General features: G+C 51.9%; 18 protein-coding genes. 5 read left to right on the forward strand and 13 right to left on the reverse strand.

Features of this window, described 5'->3' with window-relative positions; all coding sequences use genetic code 11:
- Window positions 1–5: 5 nt before the first annotated feature.
- The 5 genes from KJS40_RS13090 to cysC all read right to left on the reverse strand — a co-directional run bounded on the left by KJS40_RS13090 (window position 6) and on the right by cysC (window position 5,033).
- Window positions 6–395 carry an ATP synthase subunit I gene (locus KJS40_RS13090; RefSeq protein ID WP_025040887.1) on the reverse strand — a complete coding sequence of 130 codons (390 nt, stop codon included), beginning with the start codon at window positions 393–395 and terminating at the stop codon, window positions 6–8.
- A 744-nt stretch (window positions 396–1,139) separates the two neighbouring features.
- Window positions 1,140–1,610 (reverse strand): DUF3565 domain-containing protein, encoded by a 471-nt coding sequence (locus KJS40_RS13095; protein WP_213538319.1) that lies wholly within the window; start codon window positions 1,608–1,610, stop codon window positions 1,140–1,142.
- A 174-nt stretch (window positions 1,611–1,784) separates the two neighbouring features.
- A complete protein-coding gene (locus KJS40_RS13100; RefSeq protein WP_244859607.1) occupies window positions 1,785–2,768 on the reverse strand; it encodes a polysaccharide deacetylase family protein in 984 nt (327 codons plus the stop codon).
- Window positions 2,769–2,893: 125 nt separating this feature from the next.
- A complete protein-coding gene (locus tag KJS40_RS13105) occupies window positions 2,894–4,234 on the reverse strand; it encodes a putative O-glycosylation ligase, exosortase A system-associated (RefSeq protein WP_213538321.1) in 1,341 nt (446 codons plus the stop codon).
- Window positions 4,235–4,364: 130 nt separating this feature from the next.
- Window positions 4,365–5,033 (reverse strand): adenylyl-sulfate kinase, encoded by a 669-nt coding sequence (cysC, locus tag KJS40_RS13110; protein WP_213538322.1) that lies wholly within the window; start codon window positions 5,031–5,033, stop codon window positions 4,365–4,367.
- A 686-nt stretch (window positions 5,034–5,719) separates the two neighbouring features.
- Between cysC and KJS40_RS13115 the strand changes: the two genes are divergently transcribed.
- On the forward strand, window positions 5,720–6,697 hold the full coding sequence (locus tag KJS40_RS13115; RefSeq protein WP_213538323.1) for a sulfotransferase: 978 nt from the start codon (window positions 5,720–5,722) through the stop codon (window positions 6,695–6,697).
- A 107-nt stretch (window positions 6,698–6,804) separates the two neighbouring features.
- On the opposite strand, the gene KJS40_RS13120 is transcribed toward KJS40_RS13115, so the two are convergent.
- On the reverse strand, window positions 6,805–7,743 hold the full coding sequence (locus KJS40_RS13120) for a glycosyltransferase (protein WP_213538324.1): 939 nt from the start codon (window positions 7,741–7,743) through the stop codon (window positions 6,805–6,807).
- A gap of 240 nt (window positions 7,744–7,983) precedes the next feature.
- Here KJS40_RS13120 and KJS40_RS13125 point away from each other — a divergent pair, with 240 nt between their 5' ends.
- The gene (locus KJS40_RS13125) at window positions 7,984–9,456 is read left to right on the forward strand and encodes an oligosaccharide flippase family protein (RefSeq protein WP_213538325.1); all 1,473 of its coding nucleotides are present in this window, start codon (window positions 7,984–7,986) and stop codon (window positions 9,454–9,456) included.
- The gene (locus KJS40_RS13130; RefSeq protein ID WP_213538326.1) at window positions 9,453–10,697 is read left to right on the forward strand and encodes a glycosyltransferase; all 1,245 of its coding nucleotides are present in this window, start codon (window positions 9,453–9,455) and stop codon (window positions 10,695–10,697) included. The genes KJS40_RS13125 and KJS40_RS13130 overlap by 4 nt, the downstream gene beginning before the upstream one ends.
- A 102-nt stretch (window positions 10,698–10,799) precedes the next feature.
- On the opposite strand, the gene KJS40_RS13135 is transcribed toward KJS40_RS13130, so the two are convergent.
- The gene (locus KJS40_RS13135; protein ID WP_213538327.1) at window positions 10,800–11,573 is read right to left on the reverse strand and encodes an FkbM family methyltransferase; all 774 of its coding nucleotides are present in this window, start codon (window positions 11,571–11,573) and stop codon (window positions 10,800–10,802) included.
- Between the two features lie 662 nt (window positions 11,574–12,235).
- On the opposite strand from KJS40_RS13135, the gene KJS40_RS13140 reads away from it, so the two are divergent.
- Window positions 12,236–13,087: a glycosyltransferase family 2 protein gene (locus KJS40_RS13140; RefSeq protein ID WP_213538328.1), complete on the forward strand. Its 852-nt coding sequence runs from the start codon at window positions 12,236–12,238 to the stop codon at window positions 13,085–13,087.
- Between the two features lie 188 nt (window positions 13,088–13,275).
- A complete protein-coding gene (locus KJS40_RS13145) occupies window positions 13,276–14,136 on the forward strand; it encodes a hypothetical protein (RefSeq protein ID WP_213538329.1) in 861 nt (286 codons plus the stop codon).
- A 174-nt stretch (window positions 14,137–14,310) separates the two neighbouring features.
- Here KJS40_RS13145 and KJS40_RS13150 read toward each other — a convergent pair whose 3' ends face one another.
- The 6 genes from KJS40_RS13150 to KJS40_RS13175 form a co-directional block, all read right to left on the reverse strand.
- Window positions 14,311–15,222: a class I SAM-dependent methyltransferase gene (locus tag KJS40_RS13150; protein ID WP_213538330.1), complete on the reverse strand. Its 912-nt coding sequence runs from the start codon at window positions 15,220–15,222 to the stop codon at window positions 14,311–14,313.
- Between the two features lie 373 nt (window positions 15,223–15,595).
- The gene (locus tag KJS40_RS13155) at window positions 15,596–16,942 is read right to left on the reverse strand and encodes an AMP-binding protein (protein ID WP_213538331.1); all 1,347 of its coding nucleotides are present in this window, start codon (window positions 16,940–16,942) and stop codon (window positions 15,596–15,598) included.
- 73 nt (window positions 16,943–17,015) lie between these two features.
- Entirely contained in the window at window positions 17,016–18,929 is a 1,914-nt protein-coding gene (locus KJS40_RS13160) for an acyltransferase family protein (protein WP_213538332.1), read from the reverse strand.
- 257 nt (window positions 18,930–19,186) lie between these two features.
- On the reverse strand, window positions 19,187–20,278 hold the full coding sequence (locus tag KJS40_RS13165) for a glycosyltransferase family 4 protein (protein WP_213538333.1): 1,092 nt from the start codon (window positions 20,276–20,278) through the stop codon (window positions 19,187–19,189).
- Window positions 20,275–21,492, reverse strand: a complete 1,218-nt coding sequence (locus KJS40_RS13170; RefSeq protein WP_213538334.1) for a TIGR04063 family PEP-CTERM/XrtA system glycosyltransferase — start codon at window positions 21,490–21,492, stop codon at window positions 20,275–20,277. Before KJS40_RS13170 ends, KJS40_RS13165 begins: the two co-directional genes overlap by 4 nt.
- Before the next feature lie 205 nt (window positions 21,493–21,697).
- Window positions 21,698–23,407 (reverse strand): glycosyltransferase family 39 protein, encoded by a 1,710-nt coding sequence (locus KJS40_RS13175; RefSeq protein ID WP_213538335.1) that lies wholly within the window; start codon window positions 23,405–23,407, stop codon window positions 21,698–21,700.
- Window position 23,408: the final 1 nt, after the last annotated feature.

A 23,408-nucleotide genomic window follows, 5' to 3' on the forward strand; every position in this document is an offset into this window, starting at 1 on the left:
TCAAACTATTTAATTCGGGCAACCTTTGCGTCGTCCCTTACAAACAACGCCATTCCGAAAATCAGGACCGTCAGTGCAAATGTTCCGATAAATCCGGCTGCGACAACATCCTTGTAAAGCGTCAGTACCAGCCAAAGCAGGATAATCATGACGATAACCTTTACCGCCTCCGCTTTTAGCGCCGTTATCAATACACCCGTTGCGGTAGAACCGTTGTACCGCGAAACGATTGCTGAAAAAGCGGCTGCGGAAACCAGGCTGACCGCGCCCCCCAACAATGCGGAAGCGGCACCGTGAAATCCCCACAAAAATCCAAGACCCAGCACCATCGCCATGGTGACGATCAATTGCCAGCGCATGACAATGCGCACTGGCTCGTTTCGTATCAAAGGCATTGTTTTCTAGCGTCTGTCAGAGGCAACCGGCTAGCGTGAAGCCATGCGAATTGCCATTCTGTTTTCGGAAGACCTGATTTTCGTTCCAGCCGGCGCCCTCTTCGGGTTTTTTAGCCCATGCCGGATTGTGGAACCCGACGTTGGCTGATTTCAAAACACGCGGATTCTAAACTTCTTGAGCACGACAGTCAATTAAAACCACCCTGGGAGTAGGTAATACGCGTGAGATTTTGAGGCGCAGAGCTATGCCCAGCATGCGCTCATGGCTATAAACCTAAATCCGGCAGTTGACCGCTCGTTTGTCAACCAAGCGCGATAACCAAAGAAGACTTTTCGTATCCTGTGAGCTCCCACCTTTCCGGTAAGCTCGCTACGGAGCGGATTGAACAGTTTTTGCGGCACAGCGCTGCGTTGCAACTCCTTGAAATGGAATGGCGCCCTGAAGCGTCGCACGAGGGACCCCGCGAAGCGGGGATCGGGTAGCGCAGGGGATGCCGCGATCGCGTTCTACGCGCATGGGGTGCCCGCATCCCGCTTCGGGGTCGCACCTTCCTGCGGAAGGCACTGCTCCGCCCTGCGCGGTCGCATTCCGTGTCGTTGCGCCTTGCTCTGCACCCCAAAAACCGCTCACTCCACCCCGTCCAGCTGCCGGATCTAGGTTAAAGCAGCCGCAAGGACAAGTGAGGAGTATGGAATCATTCTCCATTGACTGTGGATGGTTTTATGAGCAAGAACGCCCGGATTTTACGCATCCTTATCCGGTGCGCGATAAAATTCCACGAAGAAACGTGCAGCGCCCAAAGGTTCCACATGATGCGGAACCTCCGGCACAACGACTCCGACGTTGTCCGTGGATAATTCCATGTCTGCGCCCAGCGCAGCCACGCAATATCGCAGCTTTCCTTCCAGAACCGTTATTTTTGCCCAAGTACCGGTTTTTGTGGAATGGTCTTTCGTCAACGCGGCGGGAACCGATTCCTCCGTAAATACAGGCGTCCGCTTGTACGGAATAAAACCATCGGGCATCTCGAACTTATCGCACCGAACGCAGTTGAGCATTTTTCCGATCATGCTGTTACGGCCTTCCTCGGAAATAACCCACGGGCGATTGATGAACGGTGGATTATGCCGTACATGCTGCGCATGGCCGCAGTTGAGGAGGGCTATCGGGTCGCCTTCGCTGTCCAGGTCGAATCCTGTAATTGGTCTTTCCATAAGTAATGAGGGTACCGTTAAAAGTTATTGGCCGAGTCCTGGAACAGATTGCTTATCAGACTCGTATTCTGAAGAGGCTCCTGCTGCCAAGGCCTGATTCGTTCTGGGAAACAAGCTTAATGAAGCAATCCCGAACTCGGGATATGAAATGCAGATGAGCTTATATGGATGCTGCTAAACCGTTTCCACGGTCCTGAGCATATTTTGAACCATCCGAAGGGTTAAACGCACCGGCCCCCGATCCCATGGGGTAAACCGCGGGAGCTGATATAAATCACTGTCCGTCCTTGCTGCGCCATGAGCAGTTGAAACCGCCGCATCAAAGCCCAGGTCCCTGACCATCCTGACGTGGTCTGGCAAATAGTCTTTTCCCGGTTTTCCGTTTGGATAAGCGAAAAGCCGCACCGGCGCGCGAATAATGCCCTCAAGTATTTCCTTGCCATGGGCAATATCGGCACAAGCTGCGCTATTTTCCATTTTTGCAAGAATGGGATGGCTAGCGGTATGTCCGCCAATTTCCATCCCTGCCTCGTGCAGAACCCTGACTTGATCCGATGTCATCATGAGATTGCCGCTGGAACCGGGGGCGACGGGGATGAGCGAGCTCATCGCCTCTACTTTCGATTGCCTCATCTCGGGAGGCAAGTACTTGAGTTCACCCAACAGATACTCGATGGCTTGACGACGCTGGGGAATAGTCTCAATCTCGAATTGCCCCAACCCCAAACTGCGGAGATCGATTATACCTGCGGTTGCATGGCGGATCAATTCGATGACTGTGTCGTTCCACATCCTCCCCCCATCGAGAAAACGGGCCGCCACAAAAAAAGTAGCCGAAATGCCATGTTTTTTCAAAATCGGCAAGGCGACTTCCGCATTATCGGCGTAGCCGTCGTCAAAGGTGATGGAGGCGGCGCGCGGCGGCAACTTCCCACGGCGCAGGCCTTGTATTGCATCCGAGAGCGGCATTATCCTGAAGCAACCCGCAAGCTGTTCCATGTGCCGGTCAAAGTCTTCCGCATGACCCTCTTCCGGAAATAACGGGTCCCGCCGAGGCAATACACGATGATAGATCAGTATCGACAAACGATTACGCGCGCCGCCGGGAGAAAACAAGTGCAAGAGCGCACGGCTCGGCATTAGGATTCGAGGTTGCATAGGGTTCGGGTGATTTGCAGCGTAATCAGATTCATGCGCCGGCATGGGCGAAATGCTGTAATGCTGAGGCAGGGAATTTACAGGAGAATATCCCTACCGATATACATATCCTTAGCTTGCATATCCTAGCTCGAGTCCCGGGTAATGGGTTGCGGGGATGAAGGTTCCAAAGTACCCAGTTGTCGTGGCGAGCCCGTACCTTTCTTGCCTGTCACGGACAACGCTCTCTGCTTGAGTTCTTTTTCCACCAGAACACGCATGGTTATCATGGCGCCCATGAGGTAATACGGCACATCGAAATAAAGCAGGCTAAGAAATGTTCCACCTACCGCAAAGCCGATAACCGACACCTGGATCATCGTTGCCAGGCTTGAGGCCCACTTGAATTCCTGAAGGTTTTTTGTATTGCGAATGATCCATGAACCCGTCCGCCAGGTATAGAACCCCAGCAGGAGATATAGCCCCAGGCCGACAAAACCATGCTCACCGAGGGCCTGAAAATAAATGCTGTGGGCAGCATGCAGGTCTTGGGGATTAGGCGCATAAGCCCAGAACAGTTCAGGCGTGATAATCTCAAAACCGCCGCCGGTCAACGGGTAGTCCTTGGCCAGGTTGTATGCCATCCACCAGGCATTGAAACGGCCCTGGACGGACCCATCCTCCTCGTAATCGTTAATGGTATCCATCCTTTCCGTCCACTGGGCAGGCATGAATGCGAGCGCTGGCGGAATAGCGAGCATAAACAGCGCGCCCATCCGCACTTTGTGCTGGCTTTTAAGCCACAGAAAAGCGACCATCGCCGCAATCGCCAGCAAGGCCCCACGTGAATATGAACCGAGCGCGGCAAGTGCGCAAAGCATCATTGCCGCCGTCAGGCTGTGGCGCACCCATGGCTTGGGGGAAATCGTCTGCAAATAGTGCATAAGGGGAATAGTCATGATAAGCGCCAGGGCGATTTCGTTATTCCCCCCGATAAAGGTGCCTTCCGGTCCCAGGACCATGTCCACCCCTCCGCCTATTACCGTGAAAATACCCCCCTTGACACCATAATAACCGAGCGAGATCACAATTATCCAGATGAGCCAGTTGATATGGTCTTTTGTCCTGATCAGCATGATGACGACAAAAGTCATCAGCATGATCTTCATCACCTTGTTCCACTGGATAAACGCATCCTCGGGATAAATTGAAAATACCGTGCTCACATTCATCCAAAATACGAATGCAATGAAGATCCACGTCAGCGACGTTTTCGGCAGATTTTTCGGTTCCCGCGTAATTACCAGCGTTACCAACGTGACGCCGCCAATGATAGCGGCAAAGGGAAAGGTGGTCGCAAACCCCCATCCCTGAGTATGGGGATTCATGACGCTGATCCACACCCACATCAATGCCCCCCTGTGCGGCTTTTTGAAGATAGTGGGCAGAAAACCGAAAACGATCAGGGTAACGAGAATGTCTCTCATGTTTGCATGACAAGACCTTAAACTGTTCGCATCTTTTTATGATGCAAGGAAAAGAAAGGGTGGTTCGGAAGAAACGATTACGCCCATGATGGCCTGATTCAAAGACATGCGATCGCGTATCCGCCAATCGTCAATCAGCGGTACCGCTAACGACTCTGCTCCGTCCGGCTTGAAATCTATTTCCGTCCTTGCCGTTCAGGTTCTCCCTGAAGACATTCCGCTGCTTCAGGTATTCAATCACCTGCGCAACGCAATCTTCAAGCGGCAATTCACCCGTTTTGACTGCAAGTTCCGGATTGAGCGGGGCCTCATACGGCGATGAAATCCCTGTAAATTCCTTTACTTCACCTTTTCGGGCGCGATTGTAGAGGCCTTTCACATCACGCTGCTCACACACTTCCAGGCTGGCCTCACAAAAAATTTCGATGAAATCGCCATGCGGAAAAATGCTCCGCGCCCGTTGACGATCGGCCCGAAACGGCGAAATAAAAGCAGTCATTGCGATTACGCCAGATTCGACCAGCAGTTTTGCCGCCTCGCCTATGCGGCGGATGTTCTCGGATCGATCCTGTACCGAAAAACCGAGATCCGAACATAAACCCTGGCGCACGTTATCGCCATCCAGGACAAAAGTGCGGCAGCCCAACTGGTAAAGCTTCTCCTCCACCGCATGAGCCAATGTGGATTTACCCGAACCGGAAAGGCCGGTGAACCACAGCACCGCCGAATGGTGCACATTCAACCGCTCTCGGAGAGCACGGGTTATCGTGGCGCTATGCCACACTGTATTGTTATTCATGTTGTCAACCTGCAACTCCCCGTTTCCGGCTGTCCAGAATCATAGCTGCGCCCGTTCATTAACGGCTCAAGGATCGGAATCTTTGATTTATTCAACCGATCGGCTCGCCCTTGGACTTGAATTGATGGAGAAAATGTTTCTACTGATAAATTCCTGCCTCCAAATTCTGGTGCGGCAAAGGCGATATCGGGTGGGGAATTACTTGATGCAGAAGCTTCTCGCCATGAAAGTTTCTGAAAATTATCCGTGCTTCTGACGAACCCTTGACCTGATCCCTCTATTCACGGATTGAACACAAGGACCGAGGTTTACCATCGAAAAGCTGAAATAATTATGGCAGCAAGCTGCTGCTCACACAATCTGATTTTAGACCCTTTCCGCCTCTTTGATAAATCCTCTTTGATAAATCCCCTTTGATTCCCCTTTGGTGCGACTACCGCCAGTTGGACTACAATGCTTAAACCTGAATCCATTAGTTGCCCGCTCATTTTTCAGTTCGTTGGCAACTTAAGCAGATAGCTGAAAGGGATTTTTTGTGCCGTGAACCTCACCTTCTTTGCAAGCTTGCTGTGGGGGGCAGATTCAGGCTAAACCGTTTCGGCAGGGTCGCCGTTATGTGCATAAGGCGTAATATGGATGAAATGCTGTGCGGACAAGGGACAAGCGTATATGAACAGAGGACTTGAGTGAAAGAGAACAACGCATTGATCATTTTAGGCATGCATCGTAGCGGTACTTCGCTGCTGACGGGGTTGCTGAGCCAGGTTGGCGTCAAGATGGGGAAGCGCCTGTATGCGCCCCAGAAAGGTGTTAACGAAAAAGGATTCTGGGAACATGAAGATATTGTCGATACCCACGATGAATTACTATTGAACCTGGGCACGCAGTGGGATGATTTGTTGCCTTTGCGCGACAAATGGTGGGAGGATCAAGCGATTCAACCATTTGTTACCCGATTGGACAAGCTGGTGAGACGGGATTTTTCGGACGCTTATGCCTGGGCGCTGAAGGACCCGCGGATGTGCCGGCTGCTGCCCTTATGGATTCCCATCCTTGAAGCCCGGCAGGCCAAGCCAACTTTTATCTGCATGAACAGAAATCCGTTCGAGGTGGTTGCGTCCTTACAAAAACGGGATGGGTTTTCCAAGGAAAAAGCACTGGTTTTGTGGTTGAGCCACTCGCTATCCGCCGAGTTTCATTCGAGAGGGTTGCCAAGGATTTTTGTCGATTTTGATCAGGTTGTAAGGAATCCTGTCGAGGTATTGTCAAGAATAGAGCGGGAGGCAAATCTTGTCTTCCCGATAACCGTAAGAGAAGCAAAAGAAAACATTAACGGCTTCGTCTCCCCCGGCCTGCGCCACCATCAGGCCGATGCGGCGCCGAAGCATGCGTATGAGGGATTATCATCGATGGCGCATGAGTTGCACCGTATCTTCACCGTAATGGCCATTGAGAATAATGGCCATTACGAGCAGATCGATAAAATCGCGGCGGATTTCATGGCTTATCAGAAAAAATGGAATGTGGAATTACTTGAGCAGATCCGTAATCTCAATCAGGAACATGCAGACTACAGGATCAAGTTTTTCCGGATTTATACTTCCTGGAGCTGGTTGCTCGTCAAGCCTTTCTGGCTGATAGAGAAAGTATTGCGCAAGTATTGAAAATTGCCTTGCAGTCGCCATTATCGGCACCGCCCATGCGCAGCATTGCTGAGTTTTTTACTCACCAGTACTAACCTAACCGATACTCACCCTTAGCTCACTTAGGCTCACCACTTCGGCCGCCACCCCAGTAAACCTGCAGGAACATATGCAAGCGTTTTCAAATTGATAGGGTGCTTCAGCCAAGCCTGCAGTAAAGAATGATTAGCCGTCTTCAGGTTGCCCGACGCCAGATGCCAAAGGCCAAACTCCCTCTGGTAGCGGGCAATATTCTGCGTGAACTGGCGTTTGGTAATGCAACGGCCGTCACGGCTGCATAAGCCCCATTTCGTGGCTGCATCACCTAACAGCTCAGTCCGGTAGTCGATAGTCCTCGCCATGCGGTTTCCCTGTTTCGGGTGCTGACGATACAGGGTTAACGGCTGATTCAGCTTGATAACGGGATACTCCCTGCAAATACGCAGCCACAGATCCCAATCCTCGCTATAAGGAAGAGATTCGTCGTATGCCCCACATTTATCGAACACTTCCGCGCGTATTAACGCCGCGCTGGTCAAAATCCAGCAATCCAGCAAAAGAAGATGATATATCCAGCCAGAAAATTCCTCATCGATGCCGGGTGGGAATGATGCCCGTTCAAAACTGGCGGGATTGGGAAATACTCCTTTTTCATCCGGATGCCACCAGATAAACGCGCTGTAGACCAATCCGACTTCCGGATGGCCTTCCATCTGCTCCAGCTGAAGCGCAAGCTTGTCGGGAAACCAATAGTCATCGTGATCCATCAGGCAGATGTACCGCCCCGCCGCCTCCCGGATTCCGTAGTTCCGGGCTGCACATACGCCCGAGTTGGCTTGTGTCAGGAGACGAACACGGGGGCCATGGGAAGCGACGATTTCACAAGTGCGATCCGTGGAGCCGTCGTCGACCACGATCAATTCCAGGTTGCCGAGCGTCTGACTGAGCACGCTATCAAGCGTCTCCGCGATATAGGCCTCGCAATTATAGGTGGGAATAATGACGGAAACGATTGGATTGTCTGCCATGCCAGGAAGGTTCTTTTGACGGGATTGGAAGAGGCTTGCCATAACCTCTAAAGGACGTCGAGTGGTTGGTCGTAATAGGGGTCAGGCGATAATTAATATTATATGGCAGGCCATGCATACACTTCGTCTCCTTTTTGACGGCGAGTTCGGTATCATGCAGTGTAGGCGATTTCCCACCAGGCATCGATCGTAGAAAACCCATGATGCCACCCCCTTACAACAAAACAAACAGACAAAGCCGTGGCTAGTTTTAGAGTATCACTGGCTTATTCATACCTGAACAAATATGTGACGCTCGTCATTCATTTCGGGACGAGCATCGTAATGGCGCGCTTGCTTACGCCAGCCGACATCGGCATTTATACTGTTGCGGCAGTGTTTGTGGGGTTGCGCCATTTGCTGCGAGAGTTTGGTATCAACGAATATGTTGTGCAGGAAAAGGATTTGACCCCAGATCGTATCCGGGCCGCCTTTACTCTCAACTTGTTATTTGGCTGGAGTATTGCCCTTATCCTGTATTTTGCCCGAACGCCGATAGGCAACTTCTACAACAGCGAGGGCATACGCGAAGTTATCGGCTTGTTGTGCATCAACTTCCTGCTAGTGCCGATCGGTGCGATTACTTTCGCTCACATCCGGCGAGAAATGCGGTTTCACCATACGATGGTGATTCAGGTCGCCAGTACGGTTGCTTCAGCGGCGGTCGGCATACTTGCCGCGCTTGCTGGTGAAGCCTACCGTAGTCTTGTATGGAGCGCCATCGCCGGCACCTTGACCAGTGTCATTTTCACGCTTGTCTATCGCCCGCCGGGCATGTTGCTGCTGCCGGGCCTGCGCGAAATGCCGCATGTTTTCGCTTTTTGCCGCTATGCCGGCCCTCGGCAACTCATCACCCATGCTGGGCAGACCGCACCGGACTGGATACTTGGAAAATTATTGGACGTAGCCGCGGTAGGCCTATATAGCCGCGCATTGGGCACAATCAATATTTTCAATAAAGCTTTTTTGGAAGGACTGTGGGGCGTCATATTACCCCACTTTTCAAAACAGCATCGCGACGAGGCCATAGATAAGGACCAGTATCTATTTTTGGTAGACTGCATTACCGCGGTTGCCTGGCCTTTCTTTGCGACGCTCGCTGTACTGTCTGAGCCGGTGATACGAATCTTATTTGGCGAGCAATGGCTGGAATCGGTGCCCGTGTTGCGCATCCTCTGCCTCGGGGCCATGTTCGTTTATACGACGGTGCTGGTGGATCAGATTTTGATATCCACTGGGCGCATCCGCAGTTCCTTTCGAATCATTCTCGCTATCCAGGTGCTAATGGTTATGTCGGTATTGATTTCAGCCCCCTATGGCCTGGTTTGGGTTGCCGTAGCGACGGCGGCGGTCAACATGGTTCAGCTTTGCATTTATCAAATTGTTGGTCAGCGTGCCTTCAATATAGATTTTAAGGCGTTCGCGCGCATTTATATCAAAAATATCATGCTAACCTGCGCGACAGCCGTTCCCTCACTCATTGCGGTTCTAACCTTGAACAGCTCACCATTTGTTTTTTTTCCCCATATGGTGGCAGTGGTTGCAGTGACGGGTCTTATCTGGATAGGGTTAATTTGGTTACTTAAGTCGCCTCTGTCGACGGAATTAATCAAAATGCTGTCATACATAAAAACATGGCGTGCCGCTAAAGTGGGCGGCGGATCACCTCGGTGACCGCGATTAGCAAGGCGCTACTAGTCTCCGCATGGCAGCCGACGAGGCCGGGCGCTACCCAAAGCGGGTTATATCGACGATTAACGATAATGATCGATGCGATCAAGCAAAATTGCTCGACGATCGAGGCTCTGTTTTTTTTGCGCCACCAGGATGACAATATCGCGGAAAACCAAGTTCGAGCAGTCGAGCGCGATTTGTCCGACCGTTGGGAGGTGGACGTTCGTGCATCATTTTGTCGGCGCGAACCGCCGAGAAATACCGAGCGCTTTGACCGATATCTCCAATCAGCCAGTAGTTTCTTTCGACTACCGGGTTACAGCGAATTTTCAGGCACGGCTCAGATTGCTGCTGTGGATGATTGCCTTGCGCGCAATCCAGACATCGTCTTCATCCATCGGCTTCAATGTATGACGCCGTTAATGCTGACGAGACAAATTTTGCCACCGGTGTTCTTCGATATCGATGACATCGAGCATGTCGCGATGCTACGTCACTTATCGCAACCTCCGCACTGGTGGCGCAAGAATCTTGCCTACTTACAGTTGCCTGCGCTTTTACGGGGGGAACGTAACGCAATTAAATTATCGTTCGCAACTCTTGTTTGCTCTGATCTTGACCGGGATAAACTCATGCGACTTTGTCCCGTCGGAAATATCATGACGATTCCCAATGCGGTGACGCTGCCAGTAGCCACGAACCCCTCGCAGGAGCCTAGAATCGTCATGTTGGGAAACTATGAATATTCACCCAACCGACTAGGTGCAGAGTTCTTTCTAGACAAGGTATGGCCCATAATATCTGCTGGTTGCCCTAGCGCCGAAGCTATCTTTGCCGGACATCGGGTTGAGGCAATACGGCATTTTGCGCATCCGCCGCCGCAGGTAACGTTTCCTGGATTTGTAGAAGACCTGGACGAACTCTATCGACGAGCCCGTATCGTAATATGCCCGATTCTGACAGGAGGCGGAACCAGGGTGAAGATCATGGAAGCTGCAGCTTACGGGCGTCCAGTTGTGTCAACATGCATAGGCGCTGAAGGAATCGATTTAATTGATGGAAAGGAAATTATTTTGCGAGATTCTGCCGAGGATTTTGCCAATGCGTGTACTGATCTACTTAAAGATTACGAAATGGCACGGATACTTGGGCTTGCGGTACGGTCGGTCGCTGAATGCAGGTATGATCGAAGCAGAATAGTGGCAAAGCTAGCCGGCTTGTTGCACCAAGCGGTAAAGTAGGTATAAGCCTGTTGGGCTTGGTAAGCGAGAACACGGGGGAAAGAACTGCTGCTCAACCGCGCCCTAAATTTGCAAAGGAATCGATAATCCTAGCCATAGAGGTTATGGACTGACTGGACCATTCATTCGCCTACGGTTAATGAACACTGCGTCATATTCGATTACTCTTAAATTTCGATCATGGTTAACGGGGAACATGCCGACGAGATCGAATTCCAGGTTGCGCATTTCTACGATGACCTGCTCTATAGATGGCATTCCCTCATAAATATTGAGTACCGAAACCTCAGTTTGGAGCGCCCAAATATTTTGCAGAGAATTTTTTGCGCCTGCAATGACTTGCATATCATAGCCTTGCGTGTCGAGCTTTAAATAAATCGCCTCCTTAACGCCATCTATTTTCATCTCGGACAACACTTCATCCAATGATTTTACGATTATTTCCTCCGTATGATCTATCACGTTGAGGTCTTGCAGTCCGTCAATGAACTTATGGGTTGGTTGGAGAAATGATGAAAACTGATCTGATTTCATCACGTTTATTTTCTGCGTTGAGTTTTCCTTCCCTAAAGCAAATTGACGTGTATCCCACAGCGGGTCCAACTCAGCTTTTTTTATAAGGGATTGGTAGCAATGAGAAACGGGTTCGAAAGAAATTACGCGTCCTTCATATCCCGCAAACTGCCGCAAAAATCGAACGTATTGTCCTGTATTGGCCCCAACATCCAATACGTAGTTAATCTTGTTGCGTTGGAACAAGTCGGTTAATAGTGTCGTAAAGCCCAGCGTTTCGAACCGCCAACTGGGCACTACTTCATAACCGAGGAGCCTCGCGGTGGAATACGCGATATGTTTGAATTTGTTAGCGATCTTCATTTCACTTGTCGATCCTGCTAGTTTATTGAAAGTGTATGCAATGAGCCCTTCGATCAATTTTATATTCGTGTAACCGCGTTGGCCGGATTATGGCGCAACACAGAAACTCCACTTCCAGCAGCGGCAAACCATGGGAATTGAGCGCTACATACCAAGCCCGCGCTTCTCACGACACGGGCGCTAGGTCGACTATCAGGCGAGAACCTATTTGACGCACCCAACGCTGCCTATTATAAAAAATTAAGGATGCGGACTGAGCTTATCATGAAGGACAATGGATCGATATATCGTTGGGGAAATTTGATAAACTGTTGAGGACACCCTGCATGAGTCTTGAGGCAAGCGTTCGCCGCTTACACAATGTCAAGAGGAATAATAGGAGCGACCGAACGTTCCATGCAACCTATGATGGATGAAAAGGGAGCTTATTCCATACGGTATAGCGCTAAATGTTCGCGAATTAAACTGCTGGGCTGGGCAGTTTTTTTAATTTCGAGCACCGCACTTTAGTAATCAAGATTGCCTTCCGTTATCCCTCAGTAAGCGTGATGACCGCAGATAATATATGAAAACTTGATTAACCAGCCTTCATCAATTACACATCGGCCCGCTGCAAAGAACGGCTTGACCTGCACGGACAAGCCCAGGACATCGCATCTATAATGAAAATCGTCGCCATACTAGCCAGTTACAACGAGCAGAAATTTATCCGCGCTTGCCTCGAGCACTACCTTCAACAGGGGATAGAAGTCTATCTGCTGGATAATGACTCCACGGACAAAACGCTGGACATCGCCCGTGAGTACCTTGGCCGCAACCTGATTGGTATCGAGCGAATCCCCCGCTACGGCATGTATCAGTGGCAGAAAATCCTCATGCGCAAGGAGGAATTGGCGGATGAGATTGAAGCCGATTGGCTAATGCACGCGGATCCGGATGAAATCCGGGTTGCGCCAACCTCGGCCCACACCCTGGCTGAAGCCATTGCCGACGTGGACCGGAAAGGCTACAACGCGGTCAATTTCATGGAATATACTTTTTTGCCGGTGCGTGAGTCGCCCGATCACGACAATGCGGAATTCCAGGAGACGATGCGCTGGTATTATCCTTTTGCCCAGCGCCACCCGCATCGATTAAATGCCTGGAAAAAACAGAGCCGGTGCTGGCCCGGCGCCAAGGCTTTTTTGAGCGAGTTGGCGCGCAACCACCGGACGACACCATCGGTGAATCTGCGCGATACCGGTGGGCATGTGGTTCAATTCCCAGGGATACATCCCTACCCGGTGGACTTCAAGCTGAAACATTACATCGTGCTGAGCCTTGAACATGCAATCCAGAAGTATGTGAAGAAATCTTTTGATCCTAAAGAAATAGCGGGTTCCCATGGCTGGCGCGCAACGGCCAAGGAGCATGAGTTTCTATTGCCTTCCCAATCCCAGATGCGCCTTTATACGTCGGATGATGAGCTGGATGCGGACCGCCCACTCAAAGAGCATTTGCTGGTGCAGCAATAATTGAGCCGGATATTTACGGCGAGCTGGATGCGTTCGGTTGCAGCAGCAATCGAACGTTCGCTATAACGCTCGTGCGCTTCCTAAATCGTTGAAGCTATGACGTACCATGCTACTGGAAGCTCAGGAATCGATGAATCGCTCCTGGCATCGAGAGAGAAGCTCGTTCGTTTGACTGAGGAGGAGTTAGCATGGTGAAACGTACTGCGATCCTGTTCAGCAGCCATCTTCTGGGAGACACGGTGCTGGCGAGGCTGGCAAAGCTACGCGCCGAGGTACCGTCCAATCATGACGTGATTTTTTATTATGATGAGACGAAACTGCGCCATGGACTTGTCAAACGTCGCGCTGGACCGGTGCTCGCGCATGGCAGCGATGACTGGCCGCGCTACAAGCGACCCAGCCATTATTTCCCAGGCAAAATCCCCGGAAATGAGGATGGCATGCTGCTCAGCGCATTTCATCGTTTGCCCGACTACGATAATTACTGGTACCTGGAATACGATGTGGTGTACTCAGGCAATTGGGGAAATTTTTTCGTAAATTTCACCGACAACACGGCGGACATGCTCAGTACCAGCATCACACGGCATGACCAGATTCCTGACTGGCCGTTATGGAAATCCCTGGAACTACCAGGTGAGATAATACTGCCGCGGCAGAAATGGCTACGTTCGTTCAACCCCATCCTGCGCCTGTCGAGGCAAGCTATGGAGACCCTTACCGCTGAGTACGATCGGCATGCCTGGGCTGGCCATTCTGAATGCGTCATGCCAACCGTATTGGAATATCGAGGACTGCGGATAGAAGATATCGGCGGCGAGGGGGAGTTTGTGCCAGAGGGACGGGAAAACCGCCACTATCATAATAACCGGCTCAACAAGGCGCTTACCCCTGGAACTTTTGTTTTCCGCCCGCCCATGGTAGCGCCTGGGCTGGAACCCAATCTCTTGTGGCATCCTGTCAAGGATGCAAATCACCGCACTTGGGATCGGGCTTCGGGGAAATTTGCTTCGCTTTTAATGCGACTACAAGGGTTGCTCAAGCAGTGAACAGGACGACGACGGTCGTAAAATTGTTAAGCGTCGTGAAAATGCTGAGCTCTCATCGTCTACCTGACCTATAACGGCATCTCTGACTTATAGACAGCATCCGATCGAACTGGATCGGAGAATGCTCCCCATTAGGCTAGAAAATTTACAACAGGTTGGATAAATCGTACTGATTTAATAGTTTGTTTCCAGCCAAAACGAAAATCCCTGAAACCCGAACATATGTGTAAGCGCATGCTTATATGCTTTGTGCATTTCCTGATGGTCCCATAATGGCTGAATTTCCTTGCTAAGCTGCTCGTCTTGACTCACAAAGACATTCGGCAACAGAACGTTGAATTTGGGTCCATCAGCGAGAAGCAATGCTGCCAGTAAATATTGCTCGGAGTAGTGCCTTTCTATCCACTGAGGCGGGTAGTCCAACGGCAGGAAAATATCATGAATTTGGACAATGACGCCCTTTTTTAGCCTAGGAAGGATGTCAAGAAATACAACTGTTGCGTCAGAGTTCATAAATACTCTATGGGAATTATCCACAAACAAGATATCCCCCGCTTGCAATTGATCGAACACGGCAGGGTCGATATCTTCTACTGGACTACGAATGACTTGATCGCATATAGCATCTATTTCAACACGCGGATATGGGTCGCACGATATGATTCTAGTGTCCAGTCTATGATCAGTAATTGCTCTCCGGGCAAATTTGGTCGAATTACCAGATCCGATTTCGAAAAAAATTGCAGATTTCTTTAACCGCAGCAGGCTATACAAAGCTGCTGCGTCCAAACCCATGAAATAAGGATTACACCAGATTGGAGCACCTGTGTTCTCGGGATTTTCATTAGAAATTGCGGCTAAATCATCGCTAAATTCCTGGAAAGAATTAAGTAAACTTACATATTTATTTCTATTGCTATCGATGAGATTGTTCAATAGCGTATGAGGCGGTTTACCATAACCATATCGAGGTTGACTGTTGATCGGATAGTCCAACAGGATTGGGTATGCTGGATAGAGCAACGAATCCAGACGCCACGACATATAACGATTAAAGATATAACGTAGAAGTTTATTTTTTTGCATTTCGTTCTCTAACGTTCGTTTAGCTCCGAACGAGGGCTAACCTTTTTGTATTGATTCTCATGGGATTGTTAATCGAGATGAACAATAGTGGTCCCAAGTATCTACGTTGGGTGAAATCAGGATAATAAGTTTCAGTAGGATGGATGAAGCGTAGCGCAACCCATCATTTGGTTATTCCTATACGTTGCCAAGCAAAATCGCCTATACCTGGTTGTGGGTAATATGTCGTATCGCTTATTTTTGATGGGTTGCGCTACGCTTCGCCCATCCTACACAAGCTGCACAGGTGTCGAACCTGAAATGACAGACGCACGAACCGCACACTGGTGGTATGGTCACCGTCGCCTTAACAGCGCATCGTTCCCTATTAACCCTAGCCAACCTTGCTCACAACATAACGAAACTTGCCCGATTTTTCCAGTGGAATTTCATTCACCTCTTCGACAACGATTTCCACTTCCTGGCCTAGCCTGGCCTTGAACCCTTCCTTGATTTTACTGGTCAGCCCGACTTCCAGCCTCTCATCCGAAACCACCCACACACGCGTCAGATTCAGATTTTCCTGGATGATCTTGAAGTTGCGTATCCGGGGCAGGTCACGCAGGATATAAATGAGCGCCAGGCCGTGGATAACCGTGCCATTCTGCGCAACAAGAAAATCGGTACTGCGGCCCTGGATTTCCTTGAGCAGAGGAAGACCTCTTTCACAAATACAAGGCTTGCTGTCCAGTACGCCGATGTCGCCGGTACGGTAGCGGATGAAGGGAAAATCCCCGGTGGCCAGATGGGTGACGATAATCTCTCCGGCCTCTCCGTAGGGCAATGGCGTGCCTTGCTGATCCACAATCTCGACGATGATATCCTCCGCGGTAATATGCATGCCGCCTTGTGGGCATTCATGGGCGATAAAACCGGCATCGCGCCCACCGTAGCCATTGGCCACCGGGCATCCGAATATTCTGCTGATCTGCTGGCGCTGCTCGTCGTAAAGGCGTTCTGAAGTAACGAATGCGACGTGGATGCCCAAGTCGTCCATCCGGCACCCGCGGGCCTCTGCATGGCGGGCGATATGCGATAGCGCGGAGGGATAGCCGAAAAGCATTTTAGGGCGAATGGCTCGGATTTCATGCAGGAACCGATCGAGCTTTTGCGCCGACATTTCGAAGGCGGGGAGCAGGCGGGTCCTGAGCAGCTTGTCGCGAAGTGCGCGAAGGCCGTCCTGGGCGCCAAGTTCAATGGGTGAACCCCAGATGACAACCTCGGGGTCGCCGATATCCACGTTCCACCAGCGTGTAGCGCGCCACTTGGCGGCGACATCATGGCCAACACGCTCTTTGCTGATATAAAAAATCAGCGGTTCGCCACTGGAGCCGCCGGTGTTAAAGCGGGAGAGGTCTCGGCCATTTGCGGACTTCAGCGCTTCGGTGTGGGCGCGAATTTTGGGTTTATCCAGAAGAGGCAGGCGTGACAGGTCTGCGAGGCTGTGCACGTCTGCCGCCTTGAACCCAACGCTTGCGAACAGGTCGCGGTAATAGGGGACGCTTATCTCGACGTGGGCAAGGAGCCGCTGCAGTTTGAGAAGCTGGAGCGCTTCCAGACGTTTTGTATCCCACCATTGCGATAGCTCCATCTCTTTGCGAACCGCAACGCTACTGTGATTTTTGATGCGCTCGTGAAGGGGGAAAACAAGGCTGGAGATCAGTGATGTATATAAGCTCATTTTGAAGGATCTCGCAGACTTGGCGCTGCCTGGTAGCGAATTAGACCGGGAAAGAGATTATGCTTTCGCCGCATCATGGCTGCCAGAAGCGGGAAACCAGGTACTCGGAGCCGGCTTGTGTCAGATGCGAGACATCCCAATGCATCATCGATTCGACGCGATCGCCAACCCTTGTGAGACAACCGTTCATATCGCACAAAATTGTGTATGGCGAGATGAAGTTTGCTCCATGCGCTTCAGCGAATTTTTTCATCTGCGAATCGAGTTGCTTCACCGCAGGGTCCAATCCAAGCGTGGTATGTCGAGGCAGTTCGGAAAAACCCACGCCGAACCTGGTTAGAACAACGGGCAGGGAAGGATGCCACCTGGGCGCGGGGCCTACGATATCTATTCGCTTGATTCCCAGCTTTTTCAACCCTTGCATGGTTTTCTCGAGCTTTTCCCATTTGTAGTTGCCCCATACCGCTGCGAGAATAACCCGATCAGGCATCTCTTCCTTGATTCTCGCGAAAACAAAATCATTGATATCACGGCAACCCGCTCTGGAGTCGCTATTGAGGAATGGGGGGCAGGCGCTGGCTGTCAGGTAGGTAACTTTATGGTCTGCCGCGAGCTGTTTTTTTAGACCCGAATATAGATGTGCGGCGTGGGAATCTCCCCACAGGAACACGGATTCGACAGGGGTAGGCGGCAGTTCCGTGCATTCCCCAAACGAGGTACTGTCCTGCTCCGGCCCCAGGAAACAGGGCTCGCTCGGGAATCCCCTTGTGTGATTCTCGGGGTCGTCGCCAAAAGACATGATCTCCTGCTGCTCAGGAGTAAGCCGATCAGGAAACCCTTCCATGCGGTGCCCGGCAAAACCCAACCCTATAAAGAGCAGCGAACCTGCCACGGACGCAAGAAAGATCTGTTTGCGAGAGAATTTTCGTTTGTCCCTGACAGGTTTCTCTACGAACTGCCAGGTAAGATATCCCATGCCTATGGAAAGAACGCCCAAGGCGGAAAAAACCAGCAGGGATGGCTTGTCCAGGCTATAGATGCGGGCGAATGCGAACAGGGGTTGGTGCCACAGGTAGACGCTGTATGAGATAAGCCCGATACCGACCATTCCGCGCCATGAAAGAAACGTCCCAACCAGGGTATCGCGATTAGCGAAAGCGATGATCAGCGCTGCACCAAGCGTAGGCGGAACCGCATATAAGCCCGGGAATCGGGTTGATTGCTCATAGAGGACGGCGGGTGCCAGAATTAACAGGAGCCCTGTGACGCTGAGGAAATTGCGCAGCATCAGGCCCAGGCGCTGTTCAGGTAGGCCGCTCGCCGCAACGATCGCAAGGAAGGAACCCAGCGCCAGCTCCCAGGCCCGTGTAGGCGCCAAATAAAAGTTGCCTACGGGATAGGCGCGCGAGGCCCATTCGCTGAGCCCGAATGAAACCAGTGCGGTGATGGCGACAAGCAATGTCAGTGCTTTTGGCCCCCATCTCCAGCACAAGAGCACGAGCAACGGAAAGCCAATATAGTATTGCTCTTCGACGCCGAGGCTCCATGTATGGAGCAGCGGTTTTTCATCGCTGTCGAGATCGAAGTAGCCACTCTTCAGGAAAAAATAAATATTCGGCGCAAAAAGGGAGACGGCGACCATGCTTTGCGAGAAAGCCTTGAGGTGGTGCGGTGTCATCCATAACCAGGCAAACGGAAGACTTGCCAACATCACCAGGAACAGGGGCGGGAGGATACGCCGCGCGCGTCGCTCGTAAAAGCTCACGATAGAAAATTTTCCGGCCTTGTGTTCGCTGAGAATTATTGAGGTGATGAGATAACCGCTGATGACAAAGAACACGTCCACGCCGATATAGCCGCCGCTAAACCACTCAAAACCAGCATGGAAAAGAACGACGGGGATTACCGCGATGGCTCTCAGTCCATCCACTTCGGCGCGATATTTGAATCCCCCTGCGTGCTCTTTCACCACGCTTTGTGGTATCACGGCAGCTTCACCTCATGCCTTTAGTTCACGTTATAACGCTAAACTGAATCCGGCAGCTGAGGGTCGTTTATTCGCTCATTTGACAACCAGCCGCTGTAACCGAACAGGATCCTTTTCGCCCCATGAGTTTCATTTTCTTATGAACTCACTACGGTGCACCAGATGAATCAGTTTATCGCAGTCTTGAAGCAAGACGTGGATGGATTTGCGGAATAGCGCCTTGGCAGGGCTGAAAAGCATGAACAGGCTACGTCTCGTCATTTTTGCAGAGCCTGCTTGTAAACCCGGAGCAGACGATCCCGAACATTCGGCCAAGTGTAGCGCTGCACGGCCTCGACGCCGGCCTTGCAGAGCTGCATTGCCTTGGCAGGGTCGTTCAGCAGTGCAAGAATCGCGTTTGCCATGGCCTCCGGGTTTTGCGGGGGGACAAGCAAAGCCGTCTTTTCATGCTCCACCATAAAGGGCACTCCGCCGACATCTGTGCTCACTACGGGAACGCTACTCGCCAATGCTTCCAGCAATGAGATGGGCATGTTATCGACCAGGCTGGGATTGATCATGATATCGGCGCTCTGATATAGAGCGGCCATGCCCTCATTATCCACGCGACCCGTGAAGGTGACCACATCCGCCAAGCCCAACCTGCATGCAAGTTCTTCCAGCATCTGTCGCTCTGGCCCGGACCCGGCCAAGGTAAGTTTTGCCGCTGGAAACGCGTGTTTTACGATATTGAAGGCGCGCAAGGCAGTGGCGTTGTCGTAAATCGGCTCCAGGTTACGGGTAACGATGATATGCGGAAAATCCGCTTTCAGCGGGAACGCGGGGCGCGTTGCCGCCCCGAAGCGGCTAAGGTCGATAATGTTGGGTACGATGCTGGTGGAGAAGCCTCGCTTTCCAAATACCGCTTCGAGAAAGCCGGAAGGAACGATGATTGCATCGGCCCGATGCAGGCTTGGCTTTACCCAGAAAAAAGCCTTATTGAAAAAGACATCTGCCTCACCGCCGCGGTAATTGATAATGACGGGTATGTTTCGGATTCTGGCTATCCAAATGGCCGGGGCGGCAAAAAGGTGCCATGACCAGCCGGAATTAGCCATTACGTGAAATAACTGAACCCTGCTTGCCGAAAACCAGAGGTGAGCAAGATAAGGGAGCAGCCGAAAACCCGCTCTTATCCCCTTGAGCCTGCCAATCCAATGCGGATGGTAGGGGCGGTTGACCTGAATCAACTCCACCGTGGCATCTTCCTCACGCAGCAACCGGGCTAATTGCAGCATCTGGTTCGCCATTCCCCCCGATGGAGGCGGCAGCGGCCCAATCAAACCGATGCGCAAGCCGGTCGCTTTCACGGCGATGACTGCTTTGCGACAAGCGGGGCGTAGACACCCCGATAACGGGCAACGCTGACAGGCCAATTACGCTGCGTTTCTACAAAGCTTCGGGCTGCGTCGCGCAGGCCAGGCCATCGATCTGGACTGGCAAGTAGGCTGAGCACCCTGGATGCCAAGGCATGCGGATCGCCAGCCTTGAAAAGAACGCCGGTTTTTCCGTCCTGGATTAATTCCAGATGGCCGCCGACATCAGACGCCGCGACGAGTCTGCCTTGTGCCATGGCTTCGAGGGGCTTGAGTGGCGTGACGAGGTCGGTGAGCCGCATTTGCAGACGGGGATAGATGAGAATATCGATCAGGTTGTAATAGTGGGGCACCTGCTCATGAGGAATACGGCCGGTGAAGATCACCTTGTCTTCGAGGCGCAACTGTTTGGTTATGGCTTTTAATTCTTTTTCTTGTGGGCCGCCACCCACCAACAGGACGCGAATATCGGGATTTCCGGCCAGCATTTCAGGTAGTGCCCGCAGCAGGACCGCCAAGCCTTCATAAGCATAAAATGAACCGATGAAGCCCAGCAGTGTTTTTCCCTCAACGCCGAGATCTTCGGCAAGCTGCGGATCCCGGCTGTTGCCCACGCTGAAATTTTCGATATTCACGGCATTGGGAATGACCGTTACCTTTTCCGACGCAATGCCTCGCCCCAGGATGTCGCCGCGCAGTCCTTCGCAAATAGTGGTTATTGCGTCCACGCGCCTCAAGGCGTAACTCTCCAGCCCCCGTGTAAGGCGATATCGTATTCCCCACTCGCGACTGGTGCCGTGATCCACGGCCGCGTCTTCCCAGAACGCCCTGATTTCATAGACCACTGGAATGCCCAGCCTGCGGCCCACGCGCAGAGCGGGTATGGCGTTCAGTACCGGGGAGTGGGCGTGCAGGATATCCGGCTGGACCATCTGGGCCACTTCGCTCAGGCGGCGGGTCAGAGTATCGATGACGGAAACCTGATTCAGGACGGGCAGTTTCGCCCCCAAACCTGTTGCCGCCGGCGTTCTATAAAAGTGCCAGCCTTCGATATCTTCTTCCAGCACACTGCAATTTTCCTGCTTTGATCCGGTCAGGTGAAAGGTTTCCCAACCCAGAGCGCGCTGCTCTTTGAGAATGGAGAGCGTCCTGAATGTATAGCCACTGTGGAGGGGAATGGAATGGTCGAGAATATGCAGGATTCGCATCAATTTACTTGGGTTGTCCTTGTATGCTACAGAGTTATTACGGCGGATCAGCGAAAAGATTCAAGTGCTACGCTTGGTTGTGAGCGATATACCATGTTTAATAAAATGATGTGGTACACAACCATTGGTTTTCGGCTTTAACTTTTCCTTGCCATGCTATCCGAGTTTGGCAAGCTGGGCGAAAATTCCGGGGGAAGCAGCTTATTCATCGGGATTTGTTCTGCTGAGGCTTCAGCTTTATTTCCATGCCCATATGCGGCAGTGGAATAACGAGATCACCTGCCTGTTCCTTTCTATCTAGGTAGCGGTAAACCCGGATTGACAGATTATCAAACTCCGGCACATTGGTGAGAACCGGGATTTCCTTGATCATCCGGAACCGGTGATCGTCCATGGCTTTAACCAGGAGTTTGAATTCAGGCAGATCCACTACGTCGCGGCTCTCGATCACAACGATGCCTACCCCGTAACGGTCGATTAACCCGACGACATCTTCTACGTTCTGGACATAGGAGACCATGCCGAATGACTTGTGCACCGCCATGGATACCAGGATCTTGTCGGCTCGCAATACCGCCTTGTTCTTGCCGGGATCGACGGCACGCAGGTGAAAGATGAAATTGCCGTCATGTTTCCCGGCAAACAGAATCAGACCGGTATCGTCCTGCCCGGCGACAAATTCAGCCGCCTGTTCGTATCCGGCGACGTAAGGGTGCGGCTTGGTCGAGCCCGCATATACATTCCAACCGGCGAGCACGGACAGAAACACGAACGCTGTTCGGCGGATAGCGGTGTTCAGCACGACCTCCCGGCTTAACGGCATGCAGGCCAGCAATGCCAACGGGGGCAAGGCATACATCGTGTAGCGCGGAACATTCCCTTCGCCGCTTCCGACGACTAATGTCGTAAACAGATATGAGGCTGTAAGCCAAAAGAATATCAGCGAATCCTGCGGTTTGCCTCTGGTACCCATGCCTGCCCGAAACGCTACGCCTATCAGGATGGCGATACCAAGTGGCCATCCGCAAACACCCCACAGCGCGGACCAGAAATATCCCCAGCGCCTTCCGTTGAACAGTTGCGAGCTATTCGGACCGAATTGATCCACCAGGGAATTGACCGGTACTGCACCGAACTTGAGCGCATGCATTGTGAGCAATGCGATGGCAGTGCCGACGATGATGTATGCCAGCGCAGCTTCCTTGCGCCATAGCAACCGTCCATGTCCGGCCAGCAATGCGTAGGCCAGCAAAGCGGGCAGGATGAATACTGTAGTCTGCTTGAGCAGCAACATGGAGGCCAGCGCAAGCCCGGCAAGTGCGGCGCGGCGCCAACCCGGAAGAGCCAGATAACGTTCGAATGCGAAAATCGACATGATGATCATCGCCACTGCCGGGACTTCCAGCATGACGGAACGTGTCCAATCAAGCACGCCGGGTGCCGAAAGGTAGAGCAGACAGGAAAGCACGGCGGCCGCTCTTCCCCAGATTGGGCTCGTCCACGCATACCACGCCGATACGCCAGCCAGAGCGAACACCATTACCGTGAGATGCGCACTGAATTCGGTAATCCCGAACACCGCAAGAAAAACAGATTCAACGACGGGGAAAAATGGCGGATACCAGTTTAATGCCAGGGCAGGATATTGAGCAAAATACTGAAGAGCGTACTCGTAGGGTGCCTTCCAGGGCATGTCCTGCCAGAGATCAAAAAAGAAGACGCCATTCATGGCGTGGCGCGATTCATCGGTCCACCAGAATTCGCCGGGATGCAGGGACTTCCAGAAGAGCAGGCAGACGCCGCACCACAGGGCCAGCAGAGCCAGCGCATCGCGGGAATTGACACGTACGTCCGATTCAAGCTTTGAATCAGCCTGATCAGTTTGCACCGAATCCCGGACGTCTGGCGTGGTCATC

This window comes from Nitrosospira sp. NRS527 (genome assembly GCF_018406445.1).
In the GTDB taxonomy this organism is placed as follows: Bacteria; Pseudomonadota; Gammaproteobacteria; order Burkholderiales; family Nitrosomonadaceae; genus Nitrosospira; species Nitrosospira briensis.

Excerpts from the sequence above, each read along its gene's own strand:
- KJS40_RS13175 (WP_213538335.1), bottom strand. The coding sequence starts at position 23,407 with ATGACCACGCCAGACGTCCGGGATTCGGTGCAAACTGATCAGGCTGAT.
- cysC (WP_213538322.1), bottom strand. The coding sequence starts at position 5,033 with ATGAATAACAATACAGTGTGGCATAGCGCCACGATAACCCGTGCTCTC.
- KJS40_RS13105 (WP_213538321.1), bottom strand. The coding sequence starts at position 4,234 with ATGAGAGACATTCTCGTTACCCTGATCGTTTTCGGTTTTCTGCCCACT.
- KJS40_RS13095 (WP_213538319.1), bottom strand. The coding sequence starts at position 1,610 with ATGGAAAGACCAATTACAGGATTCGACCTGGACAGCGAAGGCGACCCG.
- KJS40_RS13150 (WP_213538330.1), bottom strand. The coding sequence starts at position 15,222 with ATGCAAAAAAATAAACTTCTACGTTATATCTTTAATCGTTATATGTCG.
- KJS40_RS13140 (WP_213538328.1), top strand. The coding sequence starts at position 12,236 with ATGAAAATCGTCGCCATACTAGCCAGTTACAACGAGCAGAAATTTATC.
- KJS40_RS13100 (WP_244859607.1), bottom strand. The coding sequence starts at position 2,768 with ATGCAACCTCGAATCCTAATGCCGAGCCGTGCGCTCTTGCACTTGTTT.
- KJS40_RS13135 (WP_213538327.1), bottom strand. The coding sequence starts at position 11,573 with ATGAAGATCGCTAACAAATTCAAACATATCGCGTATTCCACCGCGAGG.
- KJS40_RS13170 (WP_213538334.1), bottom strand. The coding sequence starts at position 21,492 with ATGCGAATCCTGCATATTCTCGACCATTCCATTCCCCTCCACAGTGGC.
- KJS40_RS13155 (WP_213538331.1), bottom strand. The coding sequence starts at position 16,942 with ATGAGCTTATATACATCACTGATCTCCAGCCTTGTTTTCCCCCTTCAC.
- KJS40_RS13120 (WP_213538324.1), bottom strand. The coding sequence starts at position 7,743 with ATGGCAGACAATCCAATCGTTTCCGTCATTATTCCCACCTATAATTGC.
- KJS40_RS13090 (WP_025040887.1), bottom strand. The coding sequence starts at position 395 with ATGCCTTTGATACGAAACGAGCCAGTGCGCATTGTCATGCGCTGGCAA.
- KJS40_RS13145 (WP_213538329.1), top strand. The coding sequence starts at position 13,276 with ATGGTGAAACGTACTGCGATCCTGTTCAGCAGCCATCTTCTGGGAGAC.